23 protein-coding genes are annotated in these 25,307 nt (G+C 72.0%); 6 read left to right on the top strand and 17 right to left on the bottom strand.

Annotation, left to right across the window (positions count from 1 at the left end; all coding sequences use genetic code 11):
• Nucleotides 1-165: 165 nt before the first annotated feature.
• From QNO09_RS21505 to QNO09_RS21460, 10 genes are all read right to left on the bottom strand, one after another.
• Nucleotides 166-558, bottom strand: coding sequence for an NUDIX domain-containing protein (locus QNO09_RS21505; RefSeq protein ID WP_283971843.1), 393 nt, complete (start codon nt 556-558; stop codon nt 166-168).
• Nucleotides 559-566: 8 nt separating this feature from the next.
• Nucleotides 567-1,385, bottom strand: a complete 819-nt coding sequence (locus QNO09_RS21500) for a TrmH family RNA methyltransferase (protein ID WP_283971842.1) — start codon at nt 1,383-1,385, stop codon at nt 567-569.
• Nucleotides 1,386-1,449: 64 nt separating this feature from the next.
• A complete protein-coding gene (cobA, locus tag QNO09_RS21495) occupies nt 1,450-2,691 on the bottom strand; it encodes a uroporphyrinogen-III C-methyltransferase (RefSeq protein WP_283971841.1) in 1,242 nt (413 codons plus the stop codon).
• Between the two features lie 185 nt (nt 2,692-2,876).
• A complete protein-coding gene (gene cobT / locus QNO09_RS21490) occupies nt 2,877-7,301 on the bottom strand; it encodes a nicotinate-nucleotide--dimethylbenzimidazole phosphoribosyltransferase (protein WP_283971840.1) in 4,425 nt (1,474 codons plus the stop codon).
• Between the two features lie 367 nt (nt 7,302-7,668).
• Nucleotides 7,669-8,889: a precorrin-6y C5,15-methyltransferase (decarboxylating) subunit CbiE gene (cbiE, locus tag QNO09_RS21485; protein WP_283971839.1), complete on the bottom strand. Its 1,221-nt coding sequence runs from the start codon at nt 8,887-8,889 to the stop codon at nt 7,669-7,671.
• 146 nt (nt 8,890-9,035) lie between these two features.
• Nucleotides 9,036-9,668 carry a GNAT family N-acetyltransferase gene (locus tag QNO09_RS21480; RefSeq protein WP_283971838.1) on the bottom strand — a complete coding sequence of 211 codons (633 nt, stop codon included), beginning with the start codon at nt 9,666-9,668 and terminating at the stop codon, nt 9,036-9,038.
• Between the two features lie 140 nt (nt 9,669-9,808).
• Nucleotides 9,809-10,633 (bottom strand): MetQ/NlpA family ABC transporter substrate-binding protein, encoded by an 825-nt coding sequence (locus QNO09_RS21475; protein ID WP_283971837.1) that lies wholly within the window; start codon nt 10,631-10,633, stop codon nt 9,809-9,811.
• Between the two features lie 62 nt (nt 10,634-10,695).
• Complete coding sequence (locus QNO09_RS21470) at nt 10,696-11,403, bottom strand: methionine ABC transporter permease (RefSeq protein WP_283971836.1); 708 nt, start codon at nt 11,401-11,403, stop codon at nt 10,696-10,698.
• On the bottom strand, nt 11,400-12,434 hold the full coding sequence (locus QNO09_RS21465) for a methionine ABC transporter ATP-binding protein (protein WP_283971835.1): 1,035 nt from the start codon (nt 12,432-12,434) through the stop codon (nt 11,400-11,402). Before QNO09_RS21465 ends, QNO09_RS21470 begins: the two co-directional genes overlap by 4 nt.
• Before the next feature lie 374 nt (nt 12,435-12,808).
• Nucleotides 12,809-13,459 (bottom strand): HAD family hydrolase, encoded by a 651-nt coding sequence (locus QNO09_RS21460; protein WP_283971834.1) that lies wholly within the window; start codon nt 13,457-13,459, stop codon nt 12,809-12,811.
• 69 nt (nt 13,460-13,528) lie between these two features.
• Between QNO09_RS21460 and QNO09_RS21455 the strand changes: the two genes are divergently transcribed.
• Both QNO09_RS21455 and QNO09_RS21450 read left to right on the top strand, forming a co-directional pair.
• Entirely contained in the window at nt 13,529-13,888 is a 360-nt protein-coding gene (locus tag QNO09_RS21455; RefSeq protein WP_283971833.1) for a hypothetical protein, read from the top strand.
• On the top strand, nt 13,869-14,297 hold the full coding sequence (locus QNO09_RS21450) for a hypothetical protein (protein ID WP_283971832.1): 429 nt from the start codon (nt 13,869-13,871) through the stop codon (nt 14,295-14,297). The genes QNO09_RS21455 and QNO09_RS21450 overlap by 20 nt, the downstream gene beginning before the upstream one ends.
• A gap of 95 nt (nt 14,298-14,392) precedes the next feature.
• Here the strand turns inward: QNO09_RS21450 and QNO09_RS21445 are convergent, their stop codons facing one another.
• From QNO09_RS21445 to QNO09_RS21435, 3 genes are all read right to left on the bottom strand, one after another.
• Nucleotides 14,393-14,890 carry a GNAT family N-acetyltransferase gene (locus QNO09_RS21445; RefSeq protein WP_283971853.1) on the bottom strand — a complete coding sequence of 166 codons (498 nt, stop codon included), beginning with the start codon at nt 14,888-14,890 and terminating at the stop codon, nt 14,393-14,395.
• Nucleotides 14,891-14,947: 57 nt separating this feature from the next.
• Nucleotides 14,948-15,442, bottom strand: coding sequence for an RNA polymerase sigma factor (locus QNO09_RS21440; RefSeq protein ID WP_283971831.1), 495 nt, complete (start codon nt 15,440-15,442; stop codon nt 14,948-14,950).
• Nucleotides 15,443-15,532: 90 nt separating this feature from the next.
• Nucleotides 15,533-16,729: a glycerophosphodiester phosphodiesterase gene (locus QNO09_RS21435; protein ID WP_283971830.1), complete on the bottom strand. Its 1,197-nt coding sequence runs from the start codon at nt 16,727-16,729 to the stop codon at nt 15,533-15,535.
• Nucleotides 16,730-17,112: 383 nt separating this feature from the next.
• On the opposite strand from QNO09_RS21435, the gene QNO09_RS21430 reads away from it, so the two are divergent.
• Entirely contained in the window at nt 17,113-17,787 is a 675-nt protein-coding gene (locus tag QNO09_RS21430; RefSeq protein WP_283971829.1) for a lysophospholipid acyltransferase family protein, read from the top strand.
• A 147-nt stretch (nt 17,788-17,934) separates the two neighbouring features.
• Here QNO09_RS21430 and QNO09_RS21425 read toward each other — a convergent pair whose 3' ends face one another.
• The 4 genes from QNO09_RS21425 to argH form a co-directional block, all read right to left on the bottom strand.
• On the bottom strand, nt 17,935-19,470 hold the full coding sequence (locus QNO09_RS21425) for an MFS transporter (RefSeq protein WP_283971828.1): 1,536 nt from the start codon (nt 19,468-19,470) through the stop codon (nt 17,935-17,937).
• Nucleotides 19,467-20,018: a TetR/AcrR family transcriptional regulator gene (locus QNO09_RS21420; RefSeq protein ID WP_283971827.1), complete on the bottom strand. Its 552-nt coding sequence runs from the start codon at nt 20,016-20,018 to the stop codon at nt 19,467-19,469. Before QNO09_RS21420 ends, QNO09_RS21425 begins: the two co-directional genes overlap by 4 nt.
• A gap of 117 nt (nt 20,019-20,135) precedes the next feature.
• A complete protein-coding gene (locus QNO09_RS21415; RefSeq protein ID WP_283971826.1) occupies nt 20,136-21,107 on the bottom strand; it encodes an aldo/keto reductase in 972 nt (323 codons plus the stop codon).
• A 147-nt stretch (nt 21,108-21,254) separates the two neighbouring features.
• Nucleotides 21,255-22,688 carry an argininosuccinate lyase gene (gene argH, locus QNO09_RS21410; RefSeq protein WP_283971825.1) on the bottom strand — a complete coding sequence of 478 codons (1,434 nt, stop codon included), beginning with the start codon at nt 22,686-22,688 and terminating at the stop codon, nt 21,255-21,257.
• Nucleotides 22,689-22,912: 224 nt separating this feature from the next.
• Between argH and QNO09_RS21405 the strand changes: the two genes are divergently transcribed.
• From QNO09_RS21405 to QNO09_RS21395, 3 genes are all read left to right on the top strand, one after another.
• The gene (locus QNO09_RS21405) at nt 22,913-23,845 is read left to right on the top strand and encodes a hypothetical protein (protein WP_283971824.1); all 933 of its coding nucleotides are present in this window, start codon (nt 22,913-22,915) and stop codon (nt 23,843-23,845) included.
• A 140-nt stretch (nt 23,846-23,985) separates the two neighbouring features.
• A complete protein-coding gene (locus tag QNO09_RS21400) occupies nt 23,986-24,573 on the top strand; it encodes a pyridoxamine 5'-phosphate oxidase family protein (RefSeq protein ID WP_283971823.1) in 588 nt (195 codons plus the stop codon).
• A gap of 3 nt (nt 24,574-24,576) precedes the next feature.
• Nucleotides 24,577-25,272, top strand: coding sequence for a L,D-transpeptidase family protein (locus tag QNO09_RS21395; RefSeq protein WP_283971822.1), 696 nt, complete (start codon nt 24,577-24,579; stop codon nt 25,270-25,272).
• The last annotated feature ends 35 nt before the right edge of the window (nt 25,273-25,307 follow it).

Genomic DNA, 25,307 nt, shown 5'->3' with positions numbered 1-25,307 from the left:
GACCCCCAGAGCACGCACCGAACGCCGCTCCTTCTCCCACGGAGATCCATCAGAAGCGGCCTAGGGCGTCAGACCGAAGGGCGATGGCCCGTCAGGCTTCAGACCGGCAGGACTCCATGCCGAAGGGCTCCGGTGTGGGCCGATGGTCGGCTGGTCAGTGGGGGGTTACAGCTGCGGCAGGATTTGTTCGAAGAACGCGCGGTCGCCGTCGAAGACCGGGTCCAGGGCGAGGAACTCCCGGGGGGTGACCCAGCGGGTCTCGGCGACCTCGCGTGGGTCGGGGACCACCTCGCCGGTGTCCGCGCGGGCGGTCCACCAGTGGAGACGGAAGCGGCGGTCGTCGGTTTCCGACTCCCAGACCTTCGTCTCCGGCACGACGGTGAGGCCGACCTCCTCGCGCACCTCCCGGACGACCGCCTGCTCCTGACTCTCCCCCGGCTCGACCTTGCCACTGACGGGCTGCCAGTAGCCGGGGCGGACGACCGCCGGTCCGCGCCGCACGGCGAGGAGGCGGTCACCGCGCAGGAGAACGGCGACGACGGCCTCGCGCTGCTCCACACCGGCCCCTAGACCTGTGGCCGGCCGGTGGCCACGGCGTAGAAGGCCACGGCCGCCGCCGCGCCCACGTTGAGGGAGTCGACGCCGTGGGACATGGGGATGCGGACCCACTCGTCGGCGGCGACCAGGGCCTGGGTGGACAGACCGTCGCCCTCGGCGCCGAGCATGAGGGCCACGCGGTCCATGGTGTGCGGCGCTGCCTCGTCGAGGGCTCGGGCCTTCTCGTCGGGGGTGAGGGCGAGGAGGGTGAAGCCCGCCTCGCGGACCGACTCCAGGCCCTTGGGCCAGGTGTCCAGACGGGCGTACGGCACGGAGAAGACCGCACCCATGGAGACCTTCACGCTGCGGCGGTACAAGGGGTCGGCGCAGTCCGGCGAGAGCAGGACGGCGTCCATGCCGAGGGCGGCGGCGGAGCGGAAGATCGCGCCGATGTTGGTGTGGTCGTTGACCGACTCCATGACGACGACGCGGCGGGCGGCTCCGAGGAGACCGGCGGCCGTGGGCAGGGGTTTGCGCTGCATGGAGGCGAGTGCGCCGCGGTGCACGTGGTAGCCCGTGACCTGCTCGGCGAGCTCCGGGCTGACGGCGTAGACCGGGGCCGGGAGTTCGTCGATGACGTCGCGCATGACATCGACCCACTTGGCCGAGAGCAGCATGGAGCGCATCTCGTAGCCGGCTTCCTTGGCCCTTCTGATGACCTTCTCGCCCTCGGCGATGAACAGGCCCTCGGCGGGTTCGCGCTTGCGGCGCAGTTCCACGTCGGTCAGGCCGGTGTAGTCGCGCAGACGCGGGTCGTCGGGGTCCTCGACGGTGATGAGATCGGCCACAGGGTGATACTGCCTTGTCCTGGGTGCGGTGCCAACGGCTGGTTACAGGTTGTGTTACCCGAGGTTACTTGCGGGGTGCGGGAGTCTCGGGGCCGACCTTCACGACATCGCCGATGACGATGACGGCCGGGGGCTTCACGTCCTCGCTCCGTACGGTCTCCGCGACCGTCTCGAGGGTGGCGTCGACACGGCGCTGGCCGGCCGTCGTGCCTTCCTGGACCAGGGCGACCGGCGCGTCCGGGGACTTGCCGTGTGCGATGAGCGTCTCGGCGACCTTGCCGATCGTGCTGACGCCCATGAGGATCACCAGGGTGCCGGTCAGCTTGGCCAGGGACGGCCAGTCGACCAGGGAGCGCTCGTCGTCGGGGGCGATGTGGCCGCTGACCACGGTGAACTCGTGGGCGACGCCCCGGTGGGTGACCGGGATGCCGGCGGCTCCCGGGACGGAGATGGAGCTGGAGATGCCGGGCACGACCGTGCACGGGATGCCGGCCTCGGCCAGCGCCTGGACCTCCTCCATGCCGCGCCCGTAGACGAAGGGGTCGCCGCCCTTGAGCCGGACGACCGACCTACCCTTGCGCGCGTGCTCGATCAGGGCGTCGTTGATCGCTTCCTGGGCCATGAACCTGCCGAAGGGCAGCTTTGCCGCGTCGATCACCTCGACGCCCGGGGACAGTTCGGCGAGCAGGTCGCGCGGGCCGAGGTGGTCGGTGATGACCACGTCGGCCTCGGCGAGCAGCCGACGGCCGCGCACGGTGATCAGGTCCGGGTCGCCGGGGCCGCCGCCGACCAGGGCCACCCCGGGAGTGCGGGTGCGGTGGTGCGGGGCGACGAGGGTGCCGTCGCGCAGGCCCTCGACGACCGCGTCGCGGATGGCGGCGGTGTGGCGGGGGTCGCGGCCCTTGGCGTCGGTGGTGAGGACGGCGACCGTGACGCCCTCGCTGTGACCGGTGGCCGGGGTCCAGGCCGTCGCCCGGTCGGCGTCGTCGGAGCGGACGCACCACACGCGGTGGCGCTCCGCCTCGGCCGAGGCCGCGGTGTTGGCCTCGGCATCGTTGGTGGCGATCAGGGCGTACCAGGCGTCCGCGAGGTCGCCCTCCGCGTACGGGCGCCGCTCCCAGGTGATCTCGCCGGCGTCCGCCATCGCCTCGACGGAGGGGGTGGCCTCGGGAGACACGAGGAGGACGTCCGCGCCCGCCGCGATCAGGGCCGGAAGGCGGCGCTGGGCGACCTGGCCGCCGCCGAGGACGACCACGCGGCGGCCGGTGAGACGGAGGCCTACGGGGTAGGCGGGGTGTTCGGCCATGAGGTGCGGCTCCTGTTGCGGCGGTGTTCAGTGCCCTGACGTGCGGATTTTACTGGGCAGGGGTGAGGGCGGCTCGGGTGGTCCGCCGGCTGGGCACCGGGACCCCGCGCCGGTGGGCGGGCGGCGGGCGGGCGCCCCGTCCTGCGGAACGCCCGCCCGCCGGCCCACGCGGACGACGAAAAGCCCTACTTCTCCGTCACTCCCGCCGAGTCGAACGTCGCCACCTCGTGCATCGCCCGGGCCGTGCTCTGCACCAGCGGGAGGGCGAGCAGGGCGCCAGTGCCCTCGCCGAGGCGGAGGTCGAGGTCGACCAGGGGCCGCAGGCCCAGCTTGTTCAGGGCCGCGACATGGCCCGGCTCGGCGCTGCGGTGGCCCGCGATGCACGCGGCCAGGACCTCCGGGGCGATCGCGCGGGCGACCAGGGCGGCGGCCCCGGCGCTGACGCCGTCCAGGATGACCGGCGTCCGCAGGGAGGCGCCGCCGAGGAGGAGGCCGACGATGGCCGCGTGCTCGAAGCCGCCGATCGCGGCGAGCACGCCGATCGGGTCGGCCGGGTCCGGCTGGTGGAGTTCCAGGGCTCGGCGCACGACCTCGGTCTTGCGGGCGAGGGTCTCGTCGTTGATGCCGGTGCCCCGGCCCGTGACCTCGGCCGGGTCCGCACCCGTGAAGACGGCGATCAGGGCGGCGGACGTGGTGGTGTTCGCGATACCCATCTCACCGGTCAGCAGGGCCTTGTTGCCGGCGGCGACCAGGTCGCGGGCGGTTTCGATGCCGACCTCGATGGCCTGCCTGGCCTCCTCGCGCGTCATCGCCGGCCCGGTCGTCATGTCGGACGTACCGCCGCGGATCTTGCGCGGCAGCAGGCCCGGGGTGGCCGGCAGGTCGGCGGCGACGCCGACGTCCACGATGCAGACCTCGGCGCCGACCTGGGTGGCGAAGGCGTTGCAGACGGCACCTCCGCCGAGGAAGTTGGCCACCATCTGGGCCGTGACCTCCTGCGGCCAGGGGGTGACGCCCTGGGCGTGCACACCGTGATCACCCGCGAAGATGGCGACGGCGGCGGGCTCCGGGATGGGCGGCGGGCACTGGCGGGACAGGCCGGACAGCTGCGCGGAGATGATCTCCAGCATGCCCAGCGCACCGGCCGGCTTGGTCATACGCTTCTGGCGCTCCCACGCCTCGCCGAGCGCCTTGGCGTCCAGCGGGCGAATCTGCGCGACGGTCTCGGCGAGCAGGTCGTGGGGTTCCTCTCCGGGCAGGGCACGGCGGCCGTATGTCTCTTCGTGCACGACCCAGGACAGCGGGCGGCGCTTGGACCAGCCGGCCTGCAACAGCTCGGGCTCGTCCGGGAATTCGTCGACGTAGCCGACGCACAGGTAGGCGATGATCTCGAGGTGCTCGGGCAGGCCGAGGGCGCGGACCATCTCGCGCTCGTCGAAGAAGCTGACCCAGCCGACGCCGAGGCCTTCGGCGCGGGCGGCGAGCCAGAGGTTCTCCACGGCCAGGGCGGCGGAGTACGGGGCCATCTGGGGCTGGGTGTGGCGGCCGAGGGTGTGGCGGCCACCGCGGGTCGGGTCGGCGGTGACGACGATGTTCACCGGGGTGTCGAGGATGGCCTCGATCTTCAGTTCCTTGAACTGCTTCGCCCGGCCCTTGGGAAGGGACTTCGCGTAGGCGTCACGCTGGCGCATGGCCAGTTCGTGCATCGCCCGCCGGGTGTCGGCGGAGCGGATGACGACGAAGTCCCACGGCTGCGAGTGGCCCACGGAGGGCGCGTGGTGGGCGGCCTCCAGGACTCGCAGAAGCACCTCGTGCGGGATCGGGTCGCTGCGGAAGCCGTTGCGGATGTCGCGGCGTTCGCGCATGACCTTCAGGACGGCCTCGCGCTCGGCGGGGTCGTAGCCGGGGGCGGGGGGGCCGGTGGACTGTCGGGCTTCTGCCACTGCGGCCGCGCTCTCTTCTCGGCGTTCCTGGTCGGCCAGGTCTTCCTGTTCGGCGGCCCGGGTGTCCAGGTCGTCGGCGTTCTGTGCGAGTTCGGCGTCCGCGTCGCGGGGTGCCGGGACGGTGGTCATGGGTGCGGGGGGCTCCAGCGTCTCGGGCGGCGTCGGCAGGGACTGCTGCGGGCCTTGCACGGGCTGCCCGGCCGACTCGTCCGCGACCGGGGCGGCGGCGGGGGCCGGGAGTACGACGGTGACGTCCTCGGCGGGTGCCGGGGTGCCGGGGGCCGGGTCGGGCGCCACGGGTCCGGCGGCGGGGGCGGCCGCGATCGCCTCGGGGGCGTCAGCCGGGACCGCTGCGTCGGCGGCGGGATCGGTCACCGGGGCCTCCGGTGCCTGAGGCGGTAGGGGGGCCGGGGCATCGCCCGGGACCGGGGGCTCGCCGGGGGCCAGGGCCTCGTCAGGGGCCGTCGCCGCGGGGGGCTGAGCCGGGGCGTGGGCTTGCGAGGCGGTCTCCTGCGCGGTCTCGGGCGCGGCGGGAGCGGGTGCGTCGGCGGGCAGGACGGTGTCGGCGACCGGGGTCGGGGCGGGAGCCGGGGGGGCTGCCTCGGCGGAGGGAGCGGCCGCTTCCCCGCCGTCCGACTCCGGCGCAGAGGCCGGGGCCGCGGCGACCTGGCCGGGTGCTTCGACGCCGGGAGCAGGGGGCTGAGGGGCCGTCACCTCCGACTGCCGTGCACTCGACACGCCGTCGGATGCCGCCGGAGTCTGAGGAGCGGGCTCTTCGGCGGGGAGTGCCTGCCCGGGTGCGGCAGCCTCGGGGGCGACGGAGGCGGTGGCGTGACGGATAGGTGCGCCCGCCTCGGGAGCGGTCACACCCGGGGCGGGTACGGGAGCCTGCGCCTCCGGGGCGGCGGCTTGCGGAACCTGTGCGGCAGCGTCAGGGGCGGCGTCCGGGCCCGGTGCGGCGACGGCGGTGGCTTCCGGGACCGGGGCGGCAACCTCAGGGGCGACGGAGGCGGTGGCGTCCGGGGTGGGTGCAGCCGCCTCGGCGGCGGTCGCCGTCGGAACCGGTGCGGCAGCCTCGGCGGTGGCGTCCGGAACCGGTGCAGCGGCCACGGGAGCGGTAGCGTCAGGAACCGGCCCGGCAGCCTCGGGGGCAGCGTCCGCTGCCGGCGTCTGCGCAACGGCCTCGGGGGCCGCCACCGGCGGGTGAGCGACGGCGTCAGATGCCACTCCGTCCGGTACCGGGGCGGTGGCCTGCGCACCGGCGGCCTCGGACGGATTCCCGACGGCATGCTCCGGACCGGAGGAGGCCTCCGGGAACGGGACCGCTTCGGGAACCCGGCCGGCCTCCGGGGCGGGAGCCGGGGCCTCGGCCTGCTCGGCGGCGGCCGACGTGGCCTGTTCGGCTGCGGCGACAGGCCCGGCCGACTGAGCCTGTTCGCCTACGGCCACAGGCCCGACCGGCTCAAGCTGTTCGACCGCGGCCACCTGCCCGGCCGAGGAGGCCTGTTCGCCTGCCGCCTCCGGCCCTGAATTCCCGGCGCCCTCGGAGGCGTCCTCCGCCACCGGCGCCGACTCCGCAGCCGGCGGCATCTCGGCTCCCGGAGCCGCTACGGCTCCGGCCTCGGCCACCTGGACGGCGTCCGCACCAACCGTGACACCGGCGGCGTCACCCTCGACGACCACGCCCTGCTGGGGAACGGCGTGTTCGGCCCCGGCCGCCCGGGCGGTTTCGGGGGCGGCCTCCGCCGGGAGGGCACCCGTGCCGGTGGGGTCCTGTGCCTGAGCGGCCACGACGTGCTCGGCGGCGGCGGCCGTCCGGTCCGCGTCCGGACCGGTACTCGCACCGGCGGGGTCACCCGCGACGGCGGGTTCGGCCGCAGGGAGGTGTCCGGTTTCGGACGCGGCGGCCGGCCCCTCCGACGCTCCCACACCCATCCCCACCGGGTCGCCCGCGACCGCCGCGGGGGCGGCCTGACCGTCCTCGGCGGTGGCCGTCCGGTGCTCTGCCGGGTCGGCGCCCGCGCCGACCGGGTCTTCCCCGACGCTCATGCCCTCCATGAGCATCGTCGCGGGGGTCGCGACCGCCTGGGCGGTGCCCATCGGTTCCGTCGCCGGAACAACCGTTTCCGCAGGCGCCGCCCCGGCGCTCACCTGGGCCGGGTGCGTGACCTGCGCGCTCCAGGGCGCGGCGGGAGCCGAGGGTGTCTCGGGGGCGCGGGGACCGTCGAGGTACTCGGGGCCCGCCGGGGAGGGCGCCGGCTGTCGTACGGGCGCGTCAGCGGGGCCGCGGTCGGCGAGGGAGCGGACCGGGCTGGTGGAGCTGTCGGGCAGCGGGGGGCCGAGGTGCAGCGGCCGACGCGGGGTGATGGGCGGGATCGGCGGCGGGTCGGGCAGGCGGACGCCTCCGAGGTCGACCGATCCGCTGTCGCGGCCGGAGATCTCGTGCGGGCCCGGCTGGTGCACGGTCTCGAGGACCGGCTCCGGGGCGGGCGGAGGGACCTCGTTGCCCCAGGCGCCCTGGGCGCCCGGCAGGAGAAGCAGGTCTTCGTCCTCGACGGTGTTTTCGGAGAGGTAGGTGTACGCACCGTGCGCGGGGGCGCCCGGCTGCTCCACCATGCCTGCGCTCTCCGGCAGTCCCTCGCCCGGGACCTGGCCGGTGTCGGTCATGCGTACCCCTCGCCCATCGGTTAGTGCTCCTACGACCAGCTCGCCCGGAACGGCGCACCGACCGCCCCGCAGTGAAGAACGAGCGTGCGTCCCCAGCGGCACGAACGGTCCGTCCGGAAAAGGCGACAAAGCCCTTCAGTGGCATTGTCGCGGTCGAACCACCCCCACGGCAGCTTGATCCGCGACGGTTCCGCTGTGGACTGCGCCACGTTGCGCGTCCCCCGGTTCTGCCGTACCACACACCCCCCAAAACGGGCGGGTTTTCCGGACATTGACCGACGAAGCGCCGGGCGTCCATGTGCGGTGCAGCGATCGGCCAGCCTACCGCGCGCGGTACGACAACCCGATCACGGGGACGTCGGCCGGGTCAGGCGCCGCGCCGCGGGAGCACGCCGCTGAGCAGGAACGCGACGCTCCGTTCCTTCTCCGTCCAGGCCCGGGTGTCGAGTTCGACGGACTGCAGCAGGGCGCACTCGACGCCGTAGCCGTGCTCGGTCAGGTCGCGGCCGATGAGTTCGGCGGCGTCGCGGGTGGCGGCGTGTGTGACGATGCGCTGCGGGCGGCGGTCGGCGACCGCCGAGACGACGGCCGCTCCCCCGCCGCCGACGCGGACGACGTCCGGTTCGGGGAGGTTCTCCAGGATGTGCGGGGCGGTGCCGTGCACGATCTGGAGCTGCACGCCGAGACGGCGGGCCGCGGCGTCGGTGCGGGCGCAGGCGTCCCGGTCGCCGTCGACGGCGAGGACTGCGGCGCCGGCGCGGGCCGCCTCGATGGCGAAGGCGCCGCTGCCGCAGCCGATGTCCCACACCAGGTCGCCGAGGCGGGGCCCCAGGTGGGCGAGTTGGGAGGCGCGCAGCAGCTGGGTCTCGCCCTCACCGAGGTCGGCGCCGTGGGCGTCGGCGGGCAGGGTCCAGCCGCGCGGTCCGGCGGACGGGTCGCGGCCGGAGATCCAGCCGCCGGCCTCCCCCGCGGTGCCGGGCCGGGCCGGGCCGCCGAGGACGATGACGACGTTGGGGTCGCGCCAGGTGTGGTCGGCGGCCTTGTCGGAGGTGACGACGGAGACGCGTTCGCGCGCGGTGCCCAGTTCCTCGCAGACGACGAAGGAGCGGTGGACTCCTTCGAGAAGCAGGCCGAGTTCGGCCGGGCCGGCGCCGGGTGAGGTGAGGACTGCCACCTTGGTGTGGGCGCGGCATGCGTTCACCGCGCGGCGCAGCGTGCGGGGGTGTGCGACGACCACCTGTGCGTCGTCCCAGGGCATGCCCGCGCGGGCGAAGGCGGCGGCGACGGAGGAGACGGCGGGCACGACCTCCACTTCGAGGCCGAACTCCGGGGCGCGCAGGGTGCGTACCACGCCGAAGAAGCCGGGGTCGCCGTCGGCGAGCACGACGGCCGTGCCGCGGTGGCCGGCGATGCGGCGGGCGGCGAGGGCGACACTGCCGAGGCGGATGCGCTCGGCGCCGACGGGAACCTCGGGGAGCGCCAGGTGGTGGGGGGCACCGGCCACGAGCGTGGCGGCACCCAGGGCGGCGCTCGCCGCGGCGGTCAGCGGCGAACCGTCCCATCCGATCACCGTGACCCGGTCGGCCATCGTCGTCAGTCTCCAGGGGTTTGCGCAGGTCGTCTGCGTAACGTCGGGGGAAGCGGCCCGTGAGCGGGCTCCGTGAGGGTACCCGGTGGAGGTGTCGGAGGGAGCGCCGGTGTGGTCGTCACCGCCGTCCTGCGGGTGGTTCCGGCCTAGTTCCAGTCGCCGAAGGAGGTGAAGCCGTCGCGGAGCTGGTCGCCCACGCCTTCCAGGTCCTCGGGGAGCAGGCTCCAGACGATGAAGTCGGTGCGTACGTCGGTCCAGGTGCCGTCCTCGGCACGGGCCCGGGCTATACAGGCGTTGCGCAGCACGCCCTCGCTGATACAGCCGATCTTCTGGGCGACCTGCTGGGAGGCGGTGTTGTCGGCCGCCGTGCGCAGTTCGATGCGCTCGAACTTCTGGTCCCCCAGGAGCCATTGGGCGGTGGCCAGGGCGGCCTCGGAGGCGTAGCCCTCACCGCGGGCCCAGGGGGCGATGATGTACGACAGTTCGGTGGAGCGTACGTGCCAGTTGGTCTTGCCGAGCTGGATGACGCCCACCAGGCGCTGGGTGAGGAACTCGGTGACGGCGAAGTCGATTCCGTGTCCCTCGGTGCGCTGCGCGGGGGCGTACTCGGTGATCCAGGTGCGGGCGCCGCTTTCGGTGAACGGCTGGGGGACGGAGGTCCAGGCCGCCACCTGTTCGTCGTTCATCATCGCGGCCAGGGCGACGACGTCGTCTTCGTCGAGGGGACGCAGCACCAACCGCTCCGTGCTGATGGAGATGTTGGGGAAGGTGCTCGTCATCCGCCGCTCCGTAACCTTCGGTGAACCTTCAGGGCATGCTGAACTGCCCAGCATGCAGCATGAAAGCACTCATCCGCATCATGGGGCCCTCCCCCACCGGATGAGGGAGGACCCCGGGTGCGCGGGTGCCGGACGTGGGCTCAGAAGGAGGCGAGCACGGAGCCGGCGTACTCGTCCTGGATGAACTTCTTCACCTCGGGCGAGGTGAGGAGCTTGGCGAGCTTCTTCACGCGCGGGTCGTCCTCGTTGCCCTTCTTCACGGCGAGGAAGTTGCCGTAGGGGTTGTTCTTCGGGGACTCCAGGACGAGGGCGTCCTCGGACGGCTTGAGGTCGGACTCGATGGCGTAGTTGCCGTTGATCACGGCGGCGTCCACGTCGTCGAGGGAGCGCGGCGTCTGGGCCGCCTCCAGTTCCTTGAACTTCAGGTTCTTGGGGTTCTCGGTGATGTCGGAGGGGGTCGCCTCGTTGCCGACGCCGGCCTTGAGGGCGATGAGCCCGTCGGCGGCGAGGAGCTTGAGGGCGCGGGCCTCGTTGACCGTGTCGTTCGGGATGGCGACGGTCGCACCGCTCTTCAGGTCGTCGGCCTTCTCGACCTTGTGAGAGTAGAGGCCGAGCGGCTCCAGGTGGACCGTGACGACGGGCACGATGTCGGTGCCGTTCTTCTTGTTGAAGTCGTCGAGGTAGGGCTTGTTCTGGAAGTAGTTGGCGCCGACGGAGCCGTCCTGCGTCGCCGTGTTCGGCGTGACGTAGTCGGTGAACTCCTTGATCTGCATGTCGAGGCCCTCCTTCTTCGCCAGGTTGTCCTTGACGAAGGTGAGGATCTCGGCGTGCGGGACGGAGCTGGCGGCGACGACGAGCGGGCCGGAGGTGTCGGAAGCGTCCTTGCCCGTGCCGCAGGCGCTGAGCCCGAGGGTGAGGGCTCCGGCGGCGAGGACAGCGGTGGTGATCTTGGCGGTGTTACGCACGAAAAGTGCCTTTCCTTATGGCCTTGCGGGTGGTACGACCCCGTTGTGGGTGAACGGGGGGTTCACGAGGCGGCTTTGAGTAGCCGCAGTTTGGGGGCGGGGCCCGAGTGGGCGCCGCGGCGGTGCAGGGAGCGGGCCGCGTAGTCGCCGGCGAACTGGATGACCGAGATGACGACGGCGAGGATCGCGACGGTGATCCACATCAGCTGCGTTTCGAAGCGCTGGTAGCCGTAGCGGATGGCGATGTCGCCGAGGCCTCCGGCGCCGACGGTGCCCGCCATGGCCGAGTAGCCGATGAGGGCGACGATCGTGGTGGTGGTGCTGGAGATCAGCGACGGCAGCGACTCGGGGACGAGGACCTTGCGGACGACGGTCCAGGTGTTGCCGCCCATGGACTGCGCGGCCTCGACGAGCCCGTGGTCCACTTCGCGGACGGCCGTCTCGACCAGGCGCGCGAAGAACGGGATGGCACCGACGGCGAGCGGCACGATGGCGGCCTCGACGCCGATGGTCGTCCCCGTGATCGAGCGGGTGAAGCCCATCAGCGCGACCATCAGGATGATGAACGGCAGGGAGCGGGCGATGTTCACGACCTGCCCGATGACCTTGTTGGCGGCGAGGTTCTGCAGCAGGCCGCCTCGGTCGGTCAGGACCAGCAGGATGCCGAGCGGCAGTCCGCCGACGACGGCGATGAGCGTGGACCAGCCGACCATGTAGAGCGTGTCCCCACACGCCTGCTCCAGCAGGGGCCGCATCTCGGACCAGGTCACTTGGCACTCTCCTTCACCGGTTCGGACTCGCGGCCCAGGACGTCGATCTGGAGGCCCTGTTCGCGCAGGAAGCCGATGGGCACGACGTTGTCCTCGTAGCGGCCGGGCAGTTCGATGCGCATCCGGCCGACCTGGAGGCCGCCGACGGTGTCGATGGCGGCGCCGAGGATCGATATGTCGATGTTGTAGGTGCGGGCGAGCTGCGAGATGACGGGCTGGGTGGCGCTCTCGCCCTGGAAGGTGACGTCGACGACGGTGCGGTCCTCGCCGGTGGCCTCGCCGCCCAGCGGGAACAGCGCGGCGGCGAGCTCGGAACCGGGGGTCGCGAGGAGCTCGGTGACCGTGCCGGACTCGACGATGCGCCCGTTCTCCATCAGGGCGGCCGAGTCGCAGACCGACTTCACGACGTCCATCTCGTGGGTGATGAGCAGGACGGTCAGGCCGAGCTGCCGGTTGAGGTCGCGCAGCAGCGCCAGGATGGAGCGGGTGGTCTCCGGGTCGAGGGCGCTGGTGGCCTCGTCGGACAGCAGCACCTTCGGGTCGCCGGCGAGGGCGCGGGCGATGCCGACGCGCTGCTTCTGGCCGCCGGAGAGCTGCGCGGGGTAGACCTTGGCCTTGTCGGCGAGGCCTACCAGGTCGAGCAGCTCCAGCGCCTTGCGGGAACGTTCCTGCCCGGACGTCCCGAGGATCTCCAGCGGCAGCTCGACGTTGTCCTGGACGGTCCGGGAGGACAGCAGGTTGAAGTGCTGGAAGACCATGCCGATGCGGCTGCGCGCCCGGCGCAGTTCCCTTCCGGCGCGCGGGCCGCGGCCGGCCAGGGCGGTGAGGTCCTGCCCGGCGACGGTCACGGTGCCGGAGGTGGGGCGTTCCAGCAGGTTGACGCAGCGGATGAGCGAGGACTTGCCGGCGCCGGACTGGCCGATGACGCCGTACACCTCGCCTTCGCGGACGTGCAGGTCGACGCCGTCCAGGGCGGTGACCTCACGGCCGCGTGCACGGTAGACCTTGGTCAGGCCCGAGGTGGTGATCACTGGGATTCCGTCACTGTCGAGTGCGCGGGCGTGGGTGTGCCCGGGCACAGGTGCGTTCGGTCAGACGCGACACGGTTCTCGCTGGGGAGTGGAACCGGGGAGAACAGGTGCGCGGAGCGGCTTCGGGTCACGCGGCGCTCAGGGCGCGCGGACGGGCCGCGTCTCGCTTCGGGGCGCGAGCTCAGGGGGTGGTGCGGGGGCCCTCTAGAAGGCGCACATTCGACACATACAACGAGCACCGGGCGTCATGGTCGCCTCGGTCGCGGGGATGCGGTCGCTCGTCGTGGTCATGTCGTCAGTAAAACATGCGTACGGTCCTGACCTGCCCTCCGCTGTCCGCATGCCGGACAGCGGTGGACGGAGCCGCTGCGTGCTCAGCCGCGTGGGGAGATCTCCAGGCCCTGCTCGGTGACCAGCACGGACAGGGCCGACAGGTTCTCGACGACCAGATCGGCGTGGAGTTCGCGGGCCTGGTGGGTTGTGGTCAACGCCACGGTGGTCATGCCGGCGGCGCGGCCGGCCGTGAGGCCCGCGGGGGCGTCCTCGAAGACGACGCAGTGCGCCGGATCGACGCCGAGCGCACGGGCGGCGAGCAGGTAGGGCTCGGGGTCGGGCTTGCCGCGCGTGATGTCGTCGGCGGCGACGAGCGTCTTGGGCAGGATGCCGACGGCGTCGAGGCGGGCCTCGGCGAGCCGCCGGGTGGCGGAGGTGACGACGGCCCAGCGGTCGGCCGGCAGGGAGTCGAGGAAGTCGCGGGTGCCCGGCAGCAGGTGCACACCGCCGTTCGGCACGTCGTCCACCTCCAGGTCCTCGATCCGCGCGACGGCCTGCGGCACCACCTCGGCGGGCAGCAGGTCGGCGGCTATCTCGGCGGCCGGCCGGCCGTGCAGCTCGACGCGTGCGAACTCCTCGGCCGTGATCCCGTACTCCCGGGCCCACCGCGTCCAGCAGCGGTCCACCGAGGCGAGGGAGGAGACGAGGGTTCCGTCGTTGTCGAACAGCAGGGCCTGGGCGTGGATCGTCATGCCCTCGACCCTACGGCGCAGGCCAGGGCCGGAAGCATCGGGCCTTTTCGGCCGTAATAAGGTCGCAGCATGCTTGATGCCCTGACGCTGGTGACCGGCGTCGCCGCGCTGCTGCTCGCCGCCTGGTGCGGCTGGGCCGCCTACCGTGACCAGCCGACGAAGGACTGGCACTTCATCGGGATGGCCGTGGTCACGCTGCTGTCGCTGATCCAGTTGGTGGTGGGGATCGTGCTGCTGGCGCGGGGCCAGAAGCCGGAGCAGGGCACGACGATCTTCGTGGCGTATCTGCTGGGGGCGTTCGCGTGCGTCCCGGCGGCGGGGTTCATGTCGCTGGCCGAGCGGACCCGGTGGGGTTCGGTGACGGTGGCCGCCGGCGGCGTGGTGCTGGCGGTGCTGGAGGTGCGTCTCTATGACATCTGGGGAGGCTGAGGTGAGTCGGCGGCGGCTGACCAGCGGGCCGGGCACGCTGCTGGTGTGGCTGTACGGCGTGATGGTCGTGGGGGCGGTGTCGCGATCCGCGTATCAGATCGCGACGGAGTTCGACCGGGCGCCGCTGGCGTACTCGCTGTCGGCGGTGGCCGGTGTCGTGTACGGGTTCATCACGTACTCGCTGGTCCGGGGTGGAGAGACGGCCCGGCGAGCGGCGCTGGTGTGCTGTGTCGCGGAACTGGTGGGCGTGCTGACCGTGGGGGCCTGGACGTTGGCCGATCCGTCCGCCTTCCCGGACGCGACCGTGTGGTCCGACTTCGGGATGGGGTACCTCTTCATTCCCGTGCTCTTGCCGCTGTCCGCCATCTACTGGCTGCGCAAGGGCGCGCCGCAGGAGGATGCCGCCTGAGACGCCTCAGGCGGCCGCGGGCCCTGGGTGGCCGATCGCGCCCACGCGGCGGGGCCGTACATCGGCACGATCCCGCTCCCCTGGAGCGGCGTTGATCAAGCCGTCGCCGCGTAAGCGTCGGCCGGCTTTTCGAGGACGATCATCGGTACGCCGTCGGCGCCCTGGGACGTGCCCACCGTGACGTAGCCGACCTTGCGGTAGAGACGGAGGTTGCTCTCGCTGCGGTGGCCGGTGTGGAGGCGGAAGCGGGTGGCGCCGTGCCGGTCGGTGAGGGCCGCTTCGGCCGCTCGCAGGAGGCGGGCGCCGATGCCGTGGCCCTGGAGGCGGGGGTGCACGCAGAGCTTGCCGATCGCGGCGGCACCGTCCTCGGTGACCGAGCCTCGGACCGAGCCGACGACCTCCTCGCCGAGCCGGGCCACGAAGACGCAGTCGCGGGTGACCTCCTCGCGGACCGAGTCGAGGGTTTGGACGAGCGGGTCGATGCGGTAGTTCCCGTACAGCGCCGCCTCCGTCTGGAAGCACAGGTACTGCAGCCTGAAAATCTGCTCCGCGTCCTGCTCGGTCGCCGCAGAGATGGTCACGCTCATGCCCATGTGCGCACGCCTCCCGCTCATCTGATCACCTGTCGTCCCCCACTCCTATCCCCGTCCTCAGTGGGCCGCAACCTCCGGCGTGAGCAATCTCCTCAGACATCCCAGACATCTGGAGCGTTCCGGGCCAAGACTCCCCTGTGAGATACCCAACTCCCCTGCGATTTCCCGGTATGTCAGGTCCTTCGGCGACAGCAGCGCCTCCAGCAGCCGGGGGCAGCGGCCGGGGAGGCGGCGCACGGCCTCGCGCAGGGCCCGGCCACGGGCGGCGGCGAGGGCGAGCTGTTCGGGGTCATGGCCGCCGTCGTCGACCGGATCACCGGCATACGGCCGTTCGAGACGGCTGGTACGGCGGGTGCGGCGCGCCTCGGAACGGACGGCGCGGCGAAGCCACTCCTCGGGGTCCAGCGGCGGACCCTCGGCGTCCAGGCGTTCCAGCAGGCGGAGCCAGACCGCCTGCTCCAGGTCGCCGGGCTCGGTTCCGGTGGAATGCGCCTCAGCGGAGGCCTCGGCGGTGAGCAGCGGGCGCAGGGCGGTGACCAGGTCGTGCGTCATATGCGGAGCGACGCGGCCGCCCGGGCGTCGGGTTGCCCGGGCAGCCGAAGCTCATTCGTCCGTGGGGTGTGAGCTCAGGTGTTGACGCCCTCAGCCGTTGAAGTCCGCGCGGGCCAGCAGACCCGTGTCGGGCTGGTCGGTGAAGACGCCGTCGATGCCGGTCGCGAAGTACGTCCGGTACGCGGCGAAGACGTCACCATAGGCGTCCGCCTCCGTTCCCTTGCGGAAGTTCGCGGGCAGGAAGGGGTTCTCGTTGCGCATGGTGTACGGGTGCAGGATCAGACCCACCCGGTGCGCGTCGGCGACCAGCCTCGTGGGCCGGGTGAGGTTGCCCTGGGCGTCGCGCGGGATGACCAGGTCCAGGGTCGGGCCGATGCCCCGCGCGTAGGAGGCGATCTCCCGCAGGCCGGCCGGCTTGACCAGGTCGGCGACCGTGCGCGGGTCGCCGGATTCGACGAAGTCCCAGGGACGGGATTCGGCCGAGGACAACAGGACGACCAGCGGGTTGTCGACGAGCTTGTGCAGGCGCTGGACGCTGGTCGGCTCGAAGGACTGGAGGATGACCGGGGAGGTGCGCCGGTCCTTGCGGTACTTGCGCAGCAGCTTGGCGACGCGCTCCTCCAGTGGCAGGCCCTGCTTGCGGAAGTAGGTGGGGTGCTTGAGCTCGGGGTAGATCCACACCTGCTTGCCGCGCTTGCGGGTCTGCTCGTCCTGCCACCTGAGGACCTCCTCGAAGGTGGGGATCTCCCAGCGGCCGTTGTAGAGGGTGTTGTGCGGGCGGTTGGCCGGGATGCGCTCGATCGCCCGCAGCGTCTTCAGCTCGGCGAGTGTGAAGTCCTCGGTGAACCAGCCGGTGGTGGAGACGCCGTCGAGCAGCTTGGTCTTCTTGCGACCGGCGAACTCGGGGTGGTCGGCGACGTCCGTGGTGCCGCCGATCTCGGGCTCGTGACGGCAGACCAGGTGCCCGTCCTTGGTCGGCACCAGGTCGCCGGCCTCGATGATGTCGGCACCCATGTCGAGGGCCAGCTGGTACGAACCGAAGGTGTGCTCCGGGCGGTAGCCGCTGGCCCCGCGGTGGCCGATGATCGTCGGCTTGGGCAGGCTCCGCACGCCGCCGCCGTGCCGGGCGCCGTCGGCTCGTGCCGTGCCGGCCATGCCGAGGACCGCGCCGCCGGCACCCAGCACCGCCGCGCCGAGCAGGGCCCGCCGTCCGGTACCGCTCGTTTCTTCGTTCGACGCCCACCGTCCGGTACCGCTCGATTCTTCGTTCGACTCCTGCGTTCCCATGAGCGCCCTCCCTGCCGTTCGGCTCGTCAGTGCGCGCTGATCGTAGGGGCGCGTACATGACCGGTGGGAGACCTCGGGCGGAACACGCGGGTGATGTCGGATGTCGTCGTGACCGGCGGGAAGGATGAGTTGACGGTTCGTCGCGTCCGCTCGATTCGGTCCGCCCGTTCTGGGAACGTGTGCGGTGTGCCCGGGCGATGTGCGTCACATCGTGTCGGCCGCGTTACGCCTCGTCGGCGGCGCGCCACCGCAGGTAAACACGCGTCAACCGTGCGTAAGGCCTCGGTGAAGTCGCCGTGCCCGATGTGCGCGATGCCCGGGGCCACGAGTATCGTCCTCACCTGCACAGACTCATACAGAATCCCTTGACACCGGAGGGTCCGTTGTCCCGCTTCGCGCTCATCAAGGCAGTGCTCGGCCCGATCATGCGCCTGATGTTCCGCCCACAGGTGGAGGGTGCGGAGCACATTCCGGGCACTGGCCCGGTCATCCTGGCCGGCAACCACCTGACGTTCATCGACTCGATGATCCTGCCGCTGGTCTGCGACCGTCAGGTCGTGTTCATCGGCAAGGACGAGTACGTGACCGGAAAGGGCCTCAAGGGCAGGCTGATGGCCTGGTTCTTCACGGGCGTCGGCATGATCCCGGTGGATCGCGACGGCGGCCGGGGTGGTGTCGCGGCGCTGATGACCGGCCGTCGCATGCTGGAGGAGGGCCGCATGTTCGGGATCTACCCGGAGGGGACGCGGTCGCCCGACGGGCGCCTGTACCGGGGGCGGACGGGCATCGCCCGGCTGACCCTGATGACGGGTGCGCCCGTCGTGCCCTTCGCCATGATCGGCACCGACAAGCTGCAGCCGGGCGGTGCGGGACTCCCCCGTCCCGGCAAGGTCACCGTGCGGTTCGGTGAGGCGATGGAGTTCTCCCGGTACGAGGGGATGGACCGGGACCGCTATGTGCTGCGGGCGGTGACCGACTCGGTGATGACCGAGGTCATGCGGCTGTCCGGGCAGGAGTACGTGGACATGTACGCGAGCAAGGCGAAGGAAGCGGCGTAGGTTCGCGGGGCGCGGGCCTGACTTCGGGCGGCCGGGATGGTGGACGGCTGCGGGCGGCTGCGGGCTGTGGGGGGCCGCGGGTTGTGGGGGGCCGCGGGTTGTGGGGGTTGATCGCGCGGTTTCACCGCGCCCCTGAGGGGCCTGGCCTCAGGCGTGTTCCGTTGTGCCGCCTTCCAGCTTCTGGCCCCGTAGCAGGAACCACGCCGCCACCGCCGCCGCCAGGAGCACCGCCGCTCCGACGCCCGCCGCGAGGGCCAGACCGTCGACGAAGGACGTGCGGGCCGCGTCCAGCATCGTCGCGGCGCTGTGGGCGGGCATGCCTGCGGCCGCCTCGACGGCGCCGCCCAGCGACTCGTGGGCCGCGGCGGGTGTACCCGCGGGGCCGGTGAAGTCGCGGTAGACGCCGGTCACGATCGAGCCGAGTGCGGCGATACCGAGCGCGGCACCGAGTTCGTACGCCGTCTCGGAGACGGCGGACGCGGAGCCCGCCTGCTCCTTGGGCACGCTGGAGAGGATCACGTCGGCGGTCACCGTGAACGAGAATCCCGCGCCCACGCCGACCACCAGCAGCGCGGTCCCGAGCAGCGGGTAGCCGGTGGACTGGCCGAGCACGGTGAGCGCGGCGAGCGCGAGGCCGATGGCCGCGAGGCCCCCGGCGACGACGGCCCGCACCGAGAAACGCCGGGCCGCACGCCCCGCGAGCAGTCCGGCCACCACCGCGCCGACCGCCGCGGGCAGTTCCGCCAGACCGGCCTCGAACGGACGCCTGCCCTGCACGAGTTGCAGGTACTGGGACAGGAAGAACACCAGCCCGGACAGCCCGAGGATGGTCAGCAGGTCGGCCAGCACCGCCCCGCTGAAGCCGCGGTTGCGGAACAGCCGCATGTCCAGCAGCGGGACCGGCAGCCTGAGCTGACGGCGGACGAACCCGTACAGGGCCGCCGCGCCCAGCAGGCCCGCGGCCAGGGTGCTCCAGGCGAAACCGTGGGTGGCGGCCTCCTTGATCGCGTACACCACGCCGATCATGCCGAGCAGCGACAGCACGACGCTGACCAGGTCCCAGGGGCCGGGGTTCGCGGTGCGCGACTCGGGCAGCAGCTTGATCCCGACGACGACCAGCACGGCCATCACGGGCAGGTTGATGAGAAAGACCGAGCCCCACCAGAAGTGCTCCAGCAGCAACCCGCCGACGATCGGGCCGACGGCCGTACCGGCGGAGGCGGTGGCGCCCCAGATGCCGACGGCCAGGCTGCGTTCGCGCGGGTCGTTGAAGAGGTTGCGGATCAGGGCGAGCGTGGCCGGCATCAGGGTGGCGCCCGCGACGCCGAGCAGCGCCCGCGCGACGATCATCATCTCGGGGGTCGTGGCGTAGGCGTTGAACACGGATATCGCGCCGAACGCCGTGGCACCGGCCAGCAGGATCCGCTTGCGGCCGATCCGGTCGCCGAGGCTGCCCATGGAGACCAGCAGGCCGGCGATGACGAACGAGTAGACGTCGCCGATCCACAGCAACTGGGTGCCGGAGGGCTTGAGGTCCTCGCTGATGTAGGGGGTCGCGAGCCCGAGGACGGTCGCGTCGACGGCCACCAGCAGCACGGCGAGCACGAGCACGCCGAGCGCGAGCCAGCGGCCCGGACGCTCCACCGCCTCGGTGCGGTCCGCCGCCTGCAGGGTGCTGGTCATGATTCCTCTCTCCTGACCGCGCCGCCGAGCAGCAGCTCGACGATCATGTGCTGGAAGTCCTTGGGTGCGCCTTTGCCGCTGTGCACCAGCCAGGCGCCGGAGGCCATCAGGCCGTACAGCGCCTCGGTGAGCCAGGCGGGCGTGAGGTCGATGCGGAACTCTCCGCTGTGCTGGCCGCGCCGGAACAGGGCGGAGATCCGGTCGTCGATCCTGGTCCAGCCCGCGTTCTGCTCCTCGCCCTCGAAGAGCTGGTTCTCGGTGTAGAGGAACGCGAGCAGCCCGGCGGCGGGCTCGATGGCACCGACCAGCCGGCGTACGGCCTCGCTCGCGGTGCCCTCGTCGAGCCGGGCCGCGTCCAGGGCGGCCTCGCACTCCGCGATGCCGAGTTCCTCCAGCGCCCGGACGAGGGCGTCACGTCCGGCGAAGTGCCGGTGCAGCGTGGCGCGGCTGATTCCGGCGGCCTTGGCGACCTCGTCCATCGTCGCGGTGGAATTGCGGGTCAGCAGGGCGGCGGCGGCGCGCAGCATGTGCTCAGGATCGACAGCCATGAGACAACCATAGGGCATATGAGACAGTGTTGTCTCATCCCGGGCATGGATGCCTCATGGGCGCTTCATGGCCGCCGTGCTGCCGTGCCGCGGCGCCGCTGCGCGGAAAGGGGTTGATCAGTGCCAGGGCAGCTGCCCGCGCCGTTCCCAGTACGTGTGCGGCTCCTCCACCAGCGTGGCGAGGCGGGCCAGCTGGTCGTCGTCGAGATCGACCACCGCGGCGTGCAGGTTCGAGGCGAGCTGGGCGGTGGTGGCCGCGCCGGAGAGGACGACACCGGCCCAGGGCTGCCGGAGGATCACGGCCAGGGCGACCGCGTCGCAGCCCAGCCCGGTCCGCTCGGCGGTCTCCTTGAGGGCGTCCGGGGCGTGCGGCCCGGCGAGGCGGCCGTTGGCCATGCCCTCCTTGACGATCACGGTGAGTCCGGCGTCGTACGCCTCGGCGAGGGCGGGGCCGGCGGAGGTCTCCAGCGCGTTGTACGTGGACTGCACGGTACGGAAGAGGGGTTCGCCGTCGACCGTCACGGCCAGGGCCGCGCGGATCGCCTCCGACTGGGCGGGGCCGCTGGTGGAGAAGCCGACGGTGAGGCCCCGCGCGGCGGCTTCGGCGAGTTTCGTGTGCAGTTCCTTGTCGGTGAGGGCGGGGCTGTCCGGGGTCACCGAGTGGATCTGGTAGAGGTCGAGCCGGTCGCCGAGCAGGGCGTCGCTCTCCGCCCGCTGCCGTTCGTAGGTGGCGAGGCTGTGGTCCTTGACCTCGTGCTTCTCGGCGTCGGTGGACCAGTCGGCGGTGTAGGTGTAACCCCACTTGCTGCCCACGACGATGTCGTCGAGGCCGGGCCTGCCCTTGAGCCAGTCGGCGAGGAACTCCTCGGAGCGGCCGTAGGAGCGGGCGGCGTCGAAGTAGCGGACGCCTTGGGCGTAGGCGGCGTCGAGGAGTTCATGGGTGCGGGCGCGCAGCGTCTCGACGCCGCGGTCCTGCCCGAGGTCTTCGTCCCGGCCGAGGTTGATGTAGCCGGGGCGTCCGACGGCGGCGAGGCCCAGGCCGATGTGGCAGGTGGGGGTCGTTGCTGAGGCCAGGCGGGCGAAGGGCATCGCGGGCTCCGTTCGGTCGGCTGCTGACGACCAACGTAACCCCCGCGATGACCTTCGCCTCAGAGCTCGGGTCCCGCTGTGTTGCGGCGGGTGCGGGTGGCGCGGAACTTGTCGCGCGGTTCCCCGCGCCCCTCCGGTCCGTTCCCCTCAGCCCTGCCTCTTGGCCACAGCCCATTCATGCTGCGCCGCCACGTCGGCCTTCACCTCGGCCAGCTGCACTGCCACCGCGCTCGGGGCCGTGCCACCCCTGCCGTCGCGGGAGGCCAGGGCGCCGGGGACGTTGAGGACCGTGCGGACCTCGGGAGTGAGGTGGGCGGAGATCTTGGCGAACTGCTCGTCCGTCAGCTCGTCCAGCTCCTTGCCCTCGGCCTCGGCGACCTTCACGCACTCGCCGGCGACCTCGTGGGCCACGCGGAACGGGACGCCCTGCTTGACCAGCCACTCGGCGATGTCCGTGGCGAGGGAGAAGCCGGCCGGGGCCAGTTCCTCCATGCGCTCGCGGTGGACGGTGAGGGTGGCCATCATGCCGGTGAAGGCCGGGAGCAGGACCTCCAGCTGGTCGATGGAGTCGAAGACCGGCTCCTTGTCCTCCTGGAGGTCGCGGTTGTACGCGAGCGGGAGGGCCTTGAGGGTGGCCATCAGGCCCGTCAGATTGCCGATGAGGCGGCCGCTCTTGCCGCGGGCCAGCTCCGCGATGTCCGGGTTCTTCTTCTGCGGCATGATCGACGAGCCCGTCGAGAACGCGTCGTGCAGGGTCACGAAGGAGAACTCCTTCGTGTTCCAGAGGATGATCTCCTCGGCGATCCGGGAGAGGTTGACTCCGATCATCGCCGTGATGAAGGCGAACTCGGCGACGAAGTCACGGGAAGCCGTGCCGTCGATCGAGTTGCCGACGCTGCCGTGCTCGAAGCCGAGGTCCTTCGCCACCGCCTCGGGGTCCAGTCCGAGGGAGGATCCCGCCAGCGCGCCCGAGCCGTAGGGCGAGACCGCCGTGCGCGCGTCCCACTGGCGCAGCCGCTCGGCGTCCCGGGAGAGGGACTGGACGTGGGCCAGGACGTGATGGGCGAACAGGACGGGCTGGGCGTGCTGGAGGTGGGTGCGGCCGGGCATGGCCGCGTCCGGGTGGGCCTCGGCGAGGCCGATCAGCGCGTCCTGCAGCTCGGCGATCAGACCGCCGACGATCCGGGCGTGGTCGCGCAGATACATCCGGAAGAGGGTGGCGACCTGGTCGTTGCGGGAGCGGCCCGCGCGCAGCTTGCCGCCGAGGTCGGGGCCGAGGCGCTCCAGGAGGCCGCGCTCCAGGGCGGTGTGGACGTCCTCGTCGGCGATCGTGCCCACGAAGGAACCGTCGGCGACGTCGCCCTCCAACTGGTCCAGCCCGGCGATCATGCGGGTCAGCTCGTCGTCCGTGAGCAGACCCGCCTTGTGCAGCACACGGGCGTGGGCGCGCGAACCGGCGATGTCGTACGGCGCGAGCCGCCAGTCGAAGTGGACGGACGCGGACAGCTTCGCCAGTGCCTCGGCGGGACCGTCCGCGAAACGACCGCCCCAGAGCCGGACGTCACCGCTGTTGCTGCTCACCTGCGTGCTCCTCAAGGAGTGTGGATGTGCCTCACCGTCATGCATGAGTATGCAGACCTCTGCATGATTCGTCAATTCGGCAGGGCCGAGGAGCGGTTTCCGGTCAGGAGAGAGGAATTTGAAGATCCTTTGAACGCGGGAAACCGCTTACCCGTACCTCTCGCCGAACGCAGGCGCCGCGTTACGACACCGACGACACCCCCGACCCCTAGTGAGGCATCCGCATGTCCAGGGCTCTTCCGAAGTACAACAAGCGTCGCGTCACGTTCATCGGCGGCGCCGCCGCGGTGGCACTGTCCGGCACGGTGATCGCCGGCTTCGCCCTCGCCGGGGAGACGCCCGACAGCGGTGGCGCGAGCGCCCGGACGCTGGCGGGCCCCGGCACCATCACCTGCCCGGATGTCACGGGCCAGCTGCCCGCGGTCCCCGCCTCGGCGAAGGCGGAGGTCGACAGCAACCTCGCCCAGCTGAACACGCAGATCCAGGAGGCCAACAAGCGCCTGGTCGACACCGTCGGCCAGGGCGGGCCCAACTTCGTCCAGAACGCCATCCTCGGCCCGCTGGAGGACAAGCGCGTCGCGGCTCTGAACCGCATCGAGACCGCGATCGGGCGAGCCGCCGCGAAGCCCGAGGGTCTGGAGGCCTTCGCCGCCTGCCAGCTGAACGCCGACGGTGGCGCAGGGGCGGGCGGGGCTGCGGGCGGCGAGGCGGGCGCCGGTGCGGATGCGGGCGCGGGCGCCGGTGCGGGTGCCGAAGAGGGCGGCGCGGGCGCCGGGGCAGGTGCCGGCGCGGAGGCCGGTGCGGGTGCCGAAGAGGGCGGCGCGGGTGCGGGTGCGGGTGCGGGCGAGGCGGGGAACGCCGGGGCCGGCACGATCAGCTGCCCGGACGTCGCCTCCCAGCTGCCGGCGATCCCCGCCTCGGCCCAGGCCGAGGTCGACCGGAACCTGACCCTGCTGGACACGCAGATCGCCGAGGCCAACAAGCGTCTCGTCGACACCGTCGGCCAGGGCGGACCCAACTTCGTCCAGAACGCCATCCTCGGCCCCCTGGAGGACAAGCGGATCGCCACCGTCAACCGCATCGCCACCGCCATCGGCCGCACGGCCGAGAAGCCGGCCGGACTGGATTCCCTGGCCGCCTGCACGCTCACCAAGTGAGGTGACAGGCGCTGTGGCCGCCCCGTGGGAGCGCCGGCCGGGGCGGCCACGGACGACGCCTGCTTGCGGGATCCGGCAGAGGTGACCGGATCCCGCGATTCCTTAGACCGTCGAAAGATCTGCGACCATAATCGTTCGACATGGGAAAGACTTATGAGCGCATAGACGGCCGGCTCCGCACGTTCATCGAGGCGCAGCCGGTCTTCTTCACCGCCACCGCCCCCCTGGCCGCCGACGGCACGGTCAACCTCTCACCCAAGGGGCTCACCGGCTCCTTCGCGGTGCTCGACGAGCTCACGGTGGCCTACCTCGACTTCGCCGGTTCCAACGCCGAGACCATCGCCCATCTGCGGGAGAACGGGCGGATCACCCTGATGTGGTGCGCCTTCCAGGGCCCGCCGAACATCGTCCGCGTGCACGGCAGGGGTGAACCGGTCTTCCGCGACGACCCCCGTTTCGGGGACCTGCTCGCGCACTTCCCGGACATCGACCCGACCCGGCACGGCTTGCGCGCGATCATCGTCGTCACCGCCGAACTCGTCCGCGACACCTGCGGTTACGCGGTCCCCTTCATGGCGTACGAGGAGGACCGGGACCTGCACGCCAAGCGGTTCGCCCGGGAGGACGACGCATCGCTCAGCGCGTACTTCAGCAAGAAGGAGCACATCGCCAGCAGCCTGGACGGACTACCCGGGCTGCCGTTGCCGCTGCCGCCCTCTACGGTCTGAGGCATGCGCCCCGGTGCCGTAGCCCTCGCCGTCTCCTCCCTGATCGTGCTCGGCGCCGGGCCGCCCGCCCCCGCGCCACCGCTGCCGGCCCGGATGGCGGACACCGGCGGCGGCACCCAGCTGATCACCGCGGTGGCCCCGGAGCGGTCCTCGACCACGGGCACGGTCAGCTGGTGGGACCGCGGCGGGGACGGACGCTGGGTGAAGATGGGCTCCGCGCCCGCCCGTTTCGGAGCGAACGGGCTCGTCGCGGGTGCCTCCCGCAAGCAGGGCACCAGCACCACACCCACCGGCCTCTACGGCCTGCCGTACGCCTTCGGCATCAAGGCGGCACCGCGCGGGACGGCGTACGGCTACCGCAGGGTGCACCGGGACTCCTGGTGGTGTCAGGACAACGACTCCCGCTCCTACAACCGCTGGAGCGAGCCGCGCGCGGCCGACTGCCGGGCCGCCGAGGCCGAGCAGCTGATCACCTACCGCGCCCAGTACGCACACGCGCTCGTCATCGGCTTCAACTACGAGCGTCCCGTGCGGGGGCGCGGCGCCGGCATCTTCCTCCACGTCAACGGGCGGGGTGCGACGGCCGGTTGCGTGTCCGAGGACGCGATGCGGCGGATCCTGACCTGGGCCGACCCCGCGCGGCGGCCGCACATCGCCGTCGGCACGACGAGCGGGAAGACGGCCGTCACGGGTCTGTGACGGTGCGCCGGCCGTGTCCGTGTTACCAGCGGTCA

The organism is Streptomyces sp. 378, from assembly GCF_030124145.1.
GTDB lineage: Bacteria > Actinomycetota > Actinomycetes > Streptomycetales > Streptomycetaceae > Streptomyces.
Note: the sequence above shows the minus strand (reverse complement) of the source record. Positions and strands in the feature narration are given on the sequence as shown.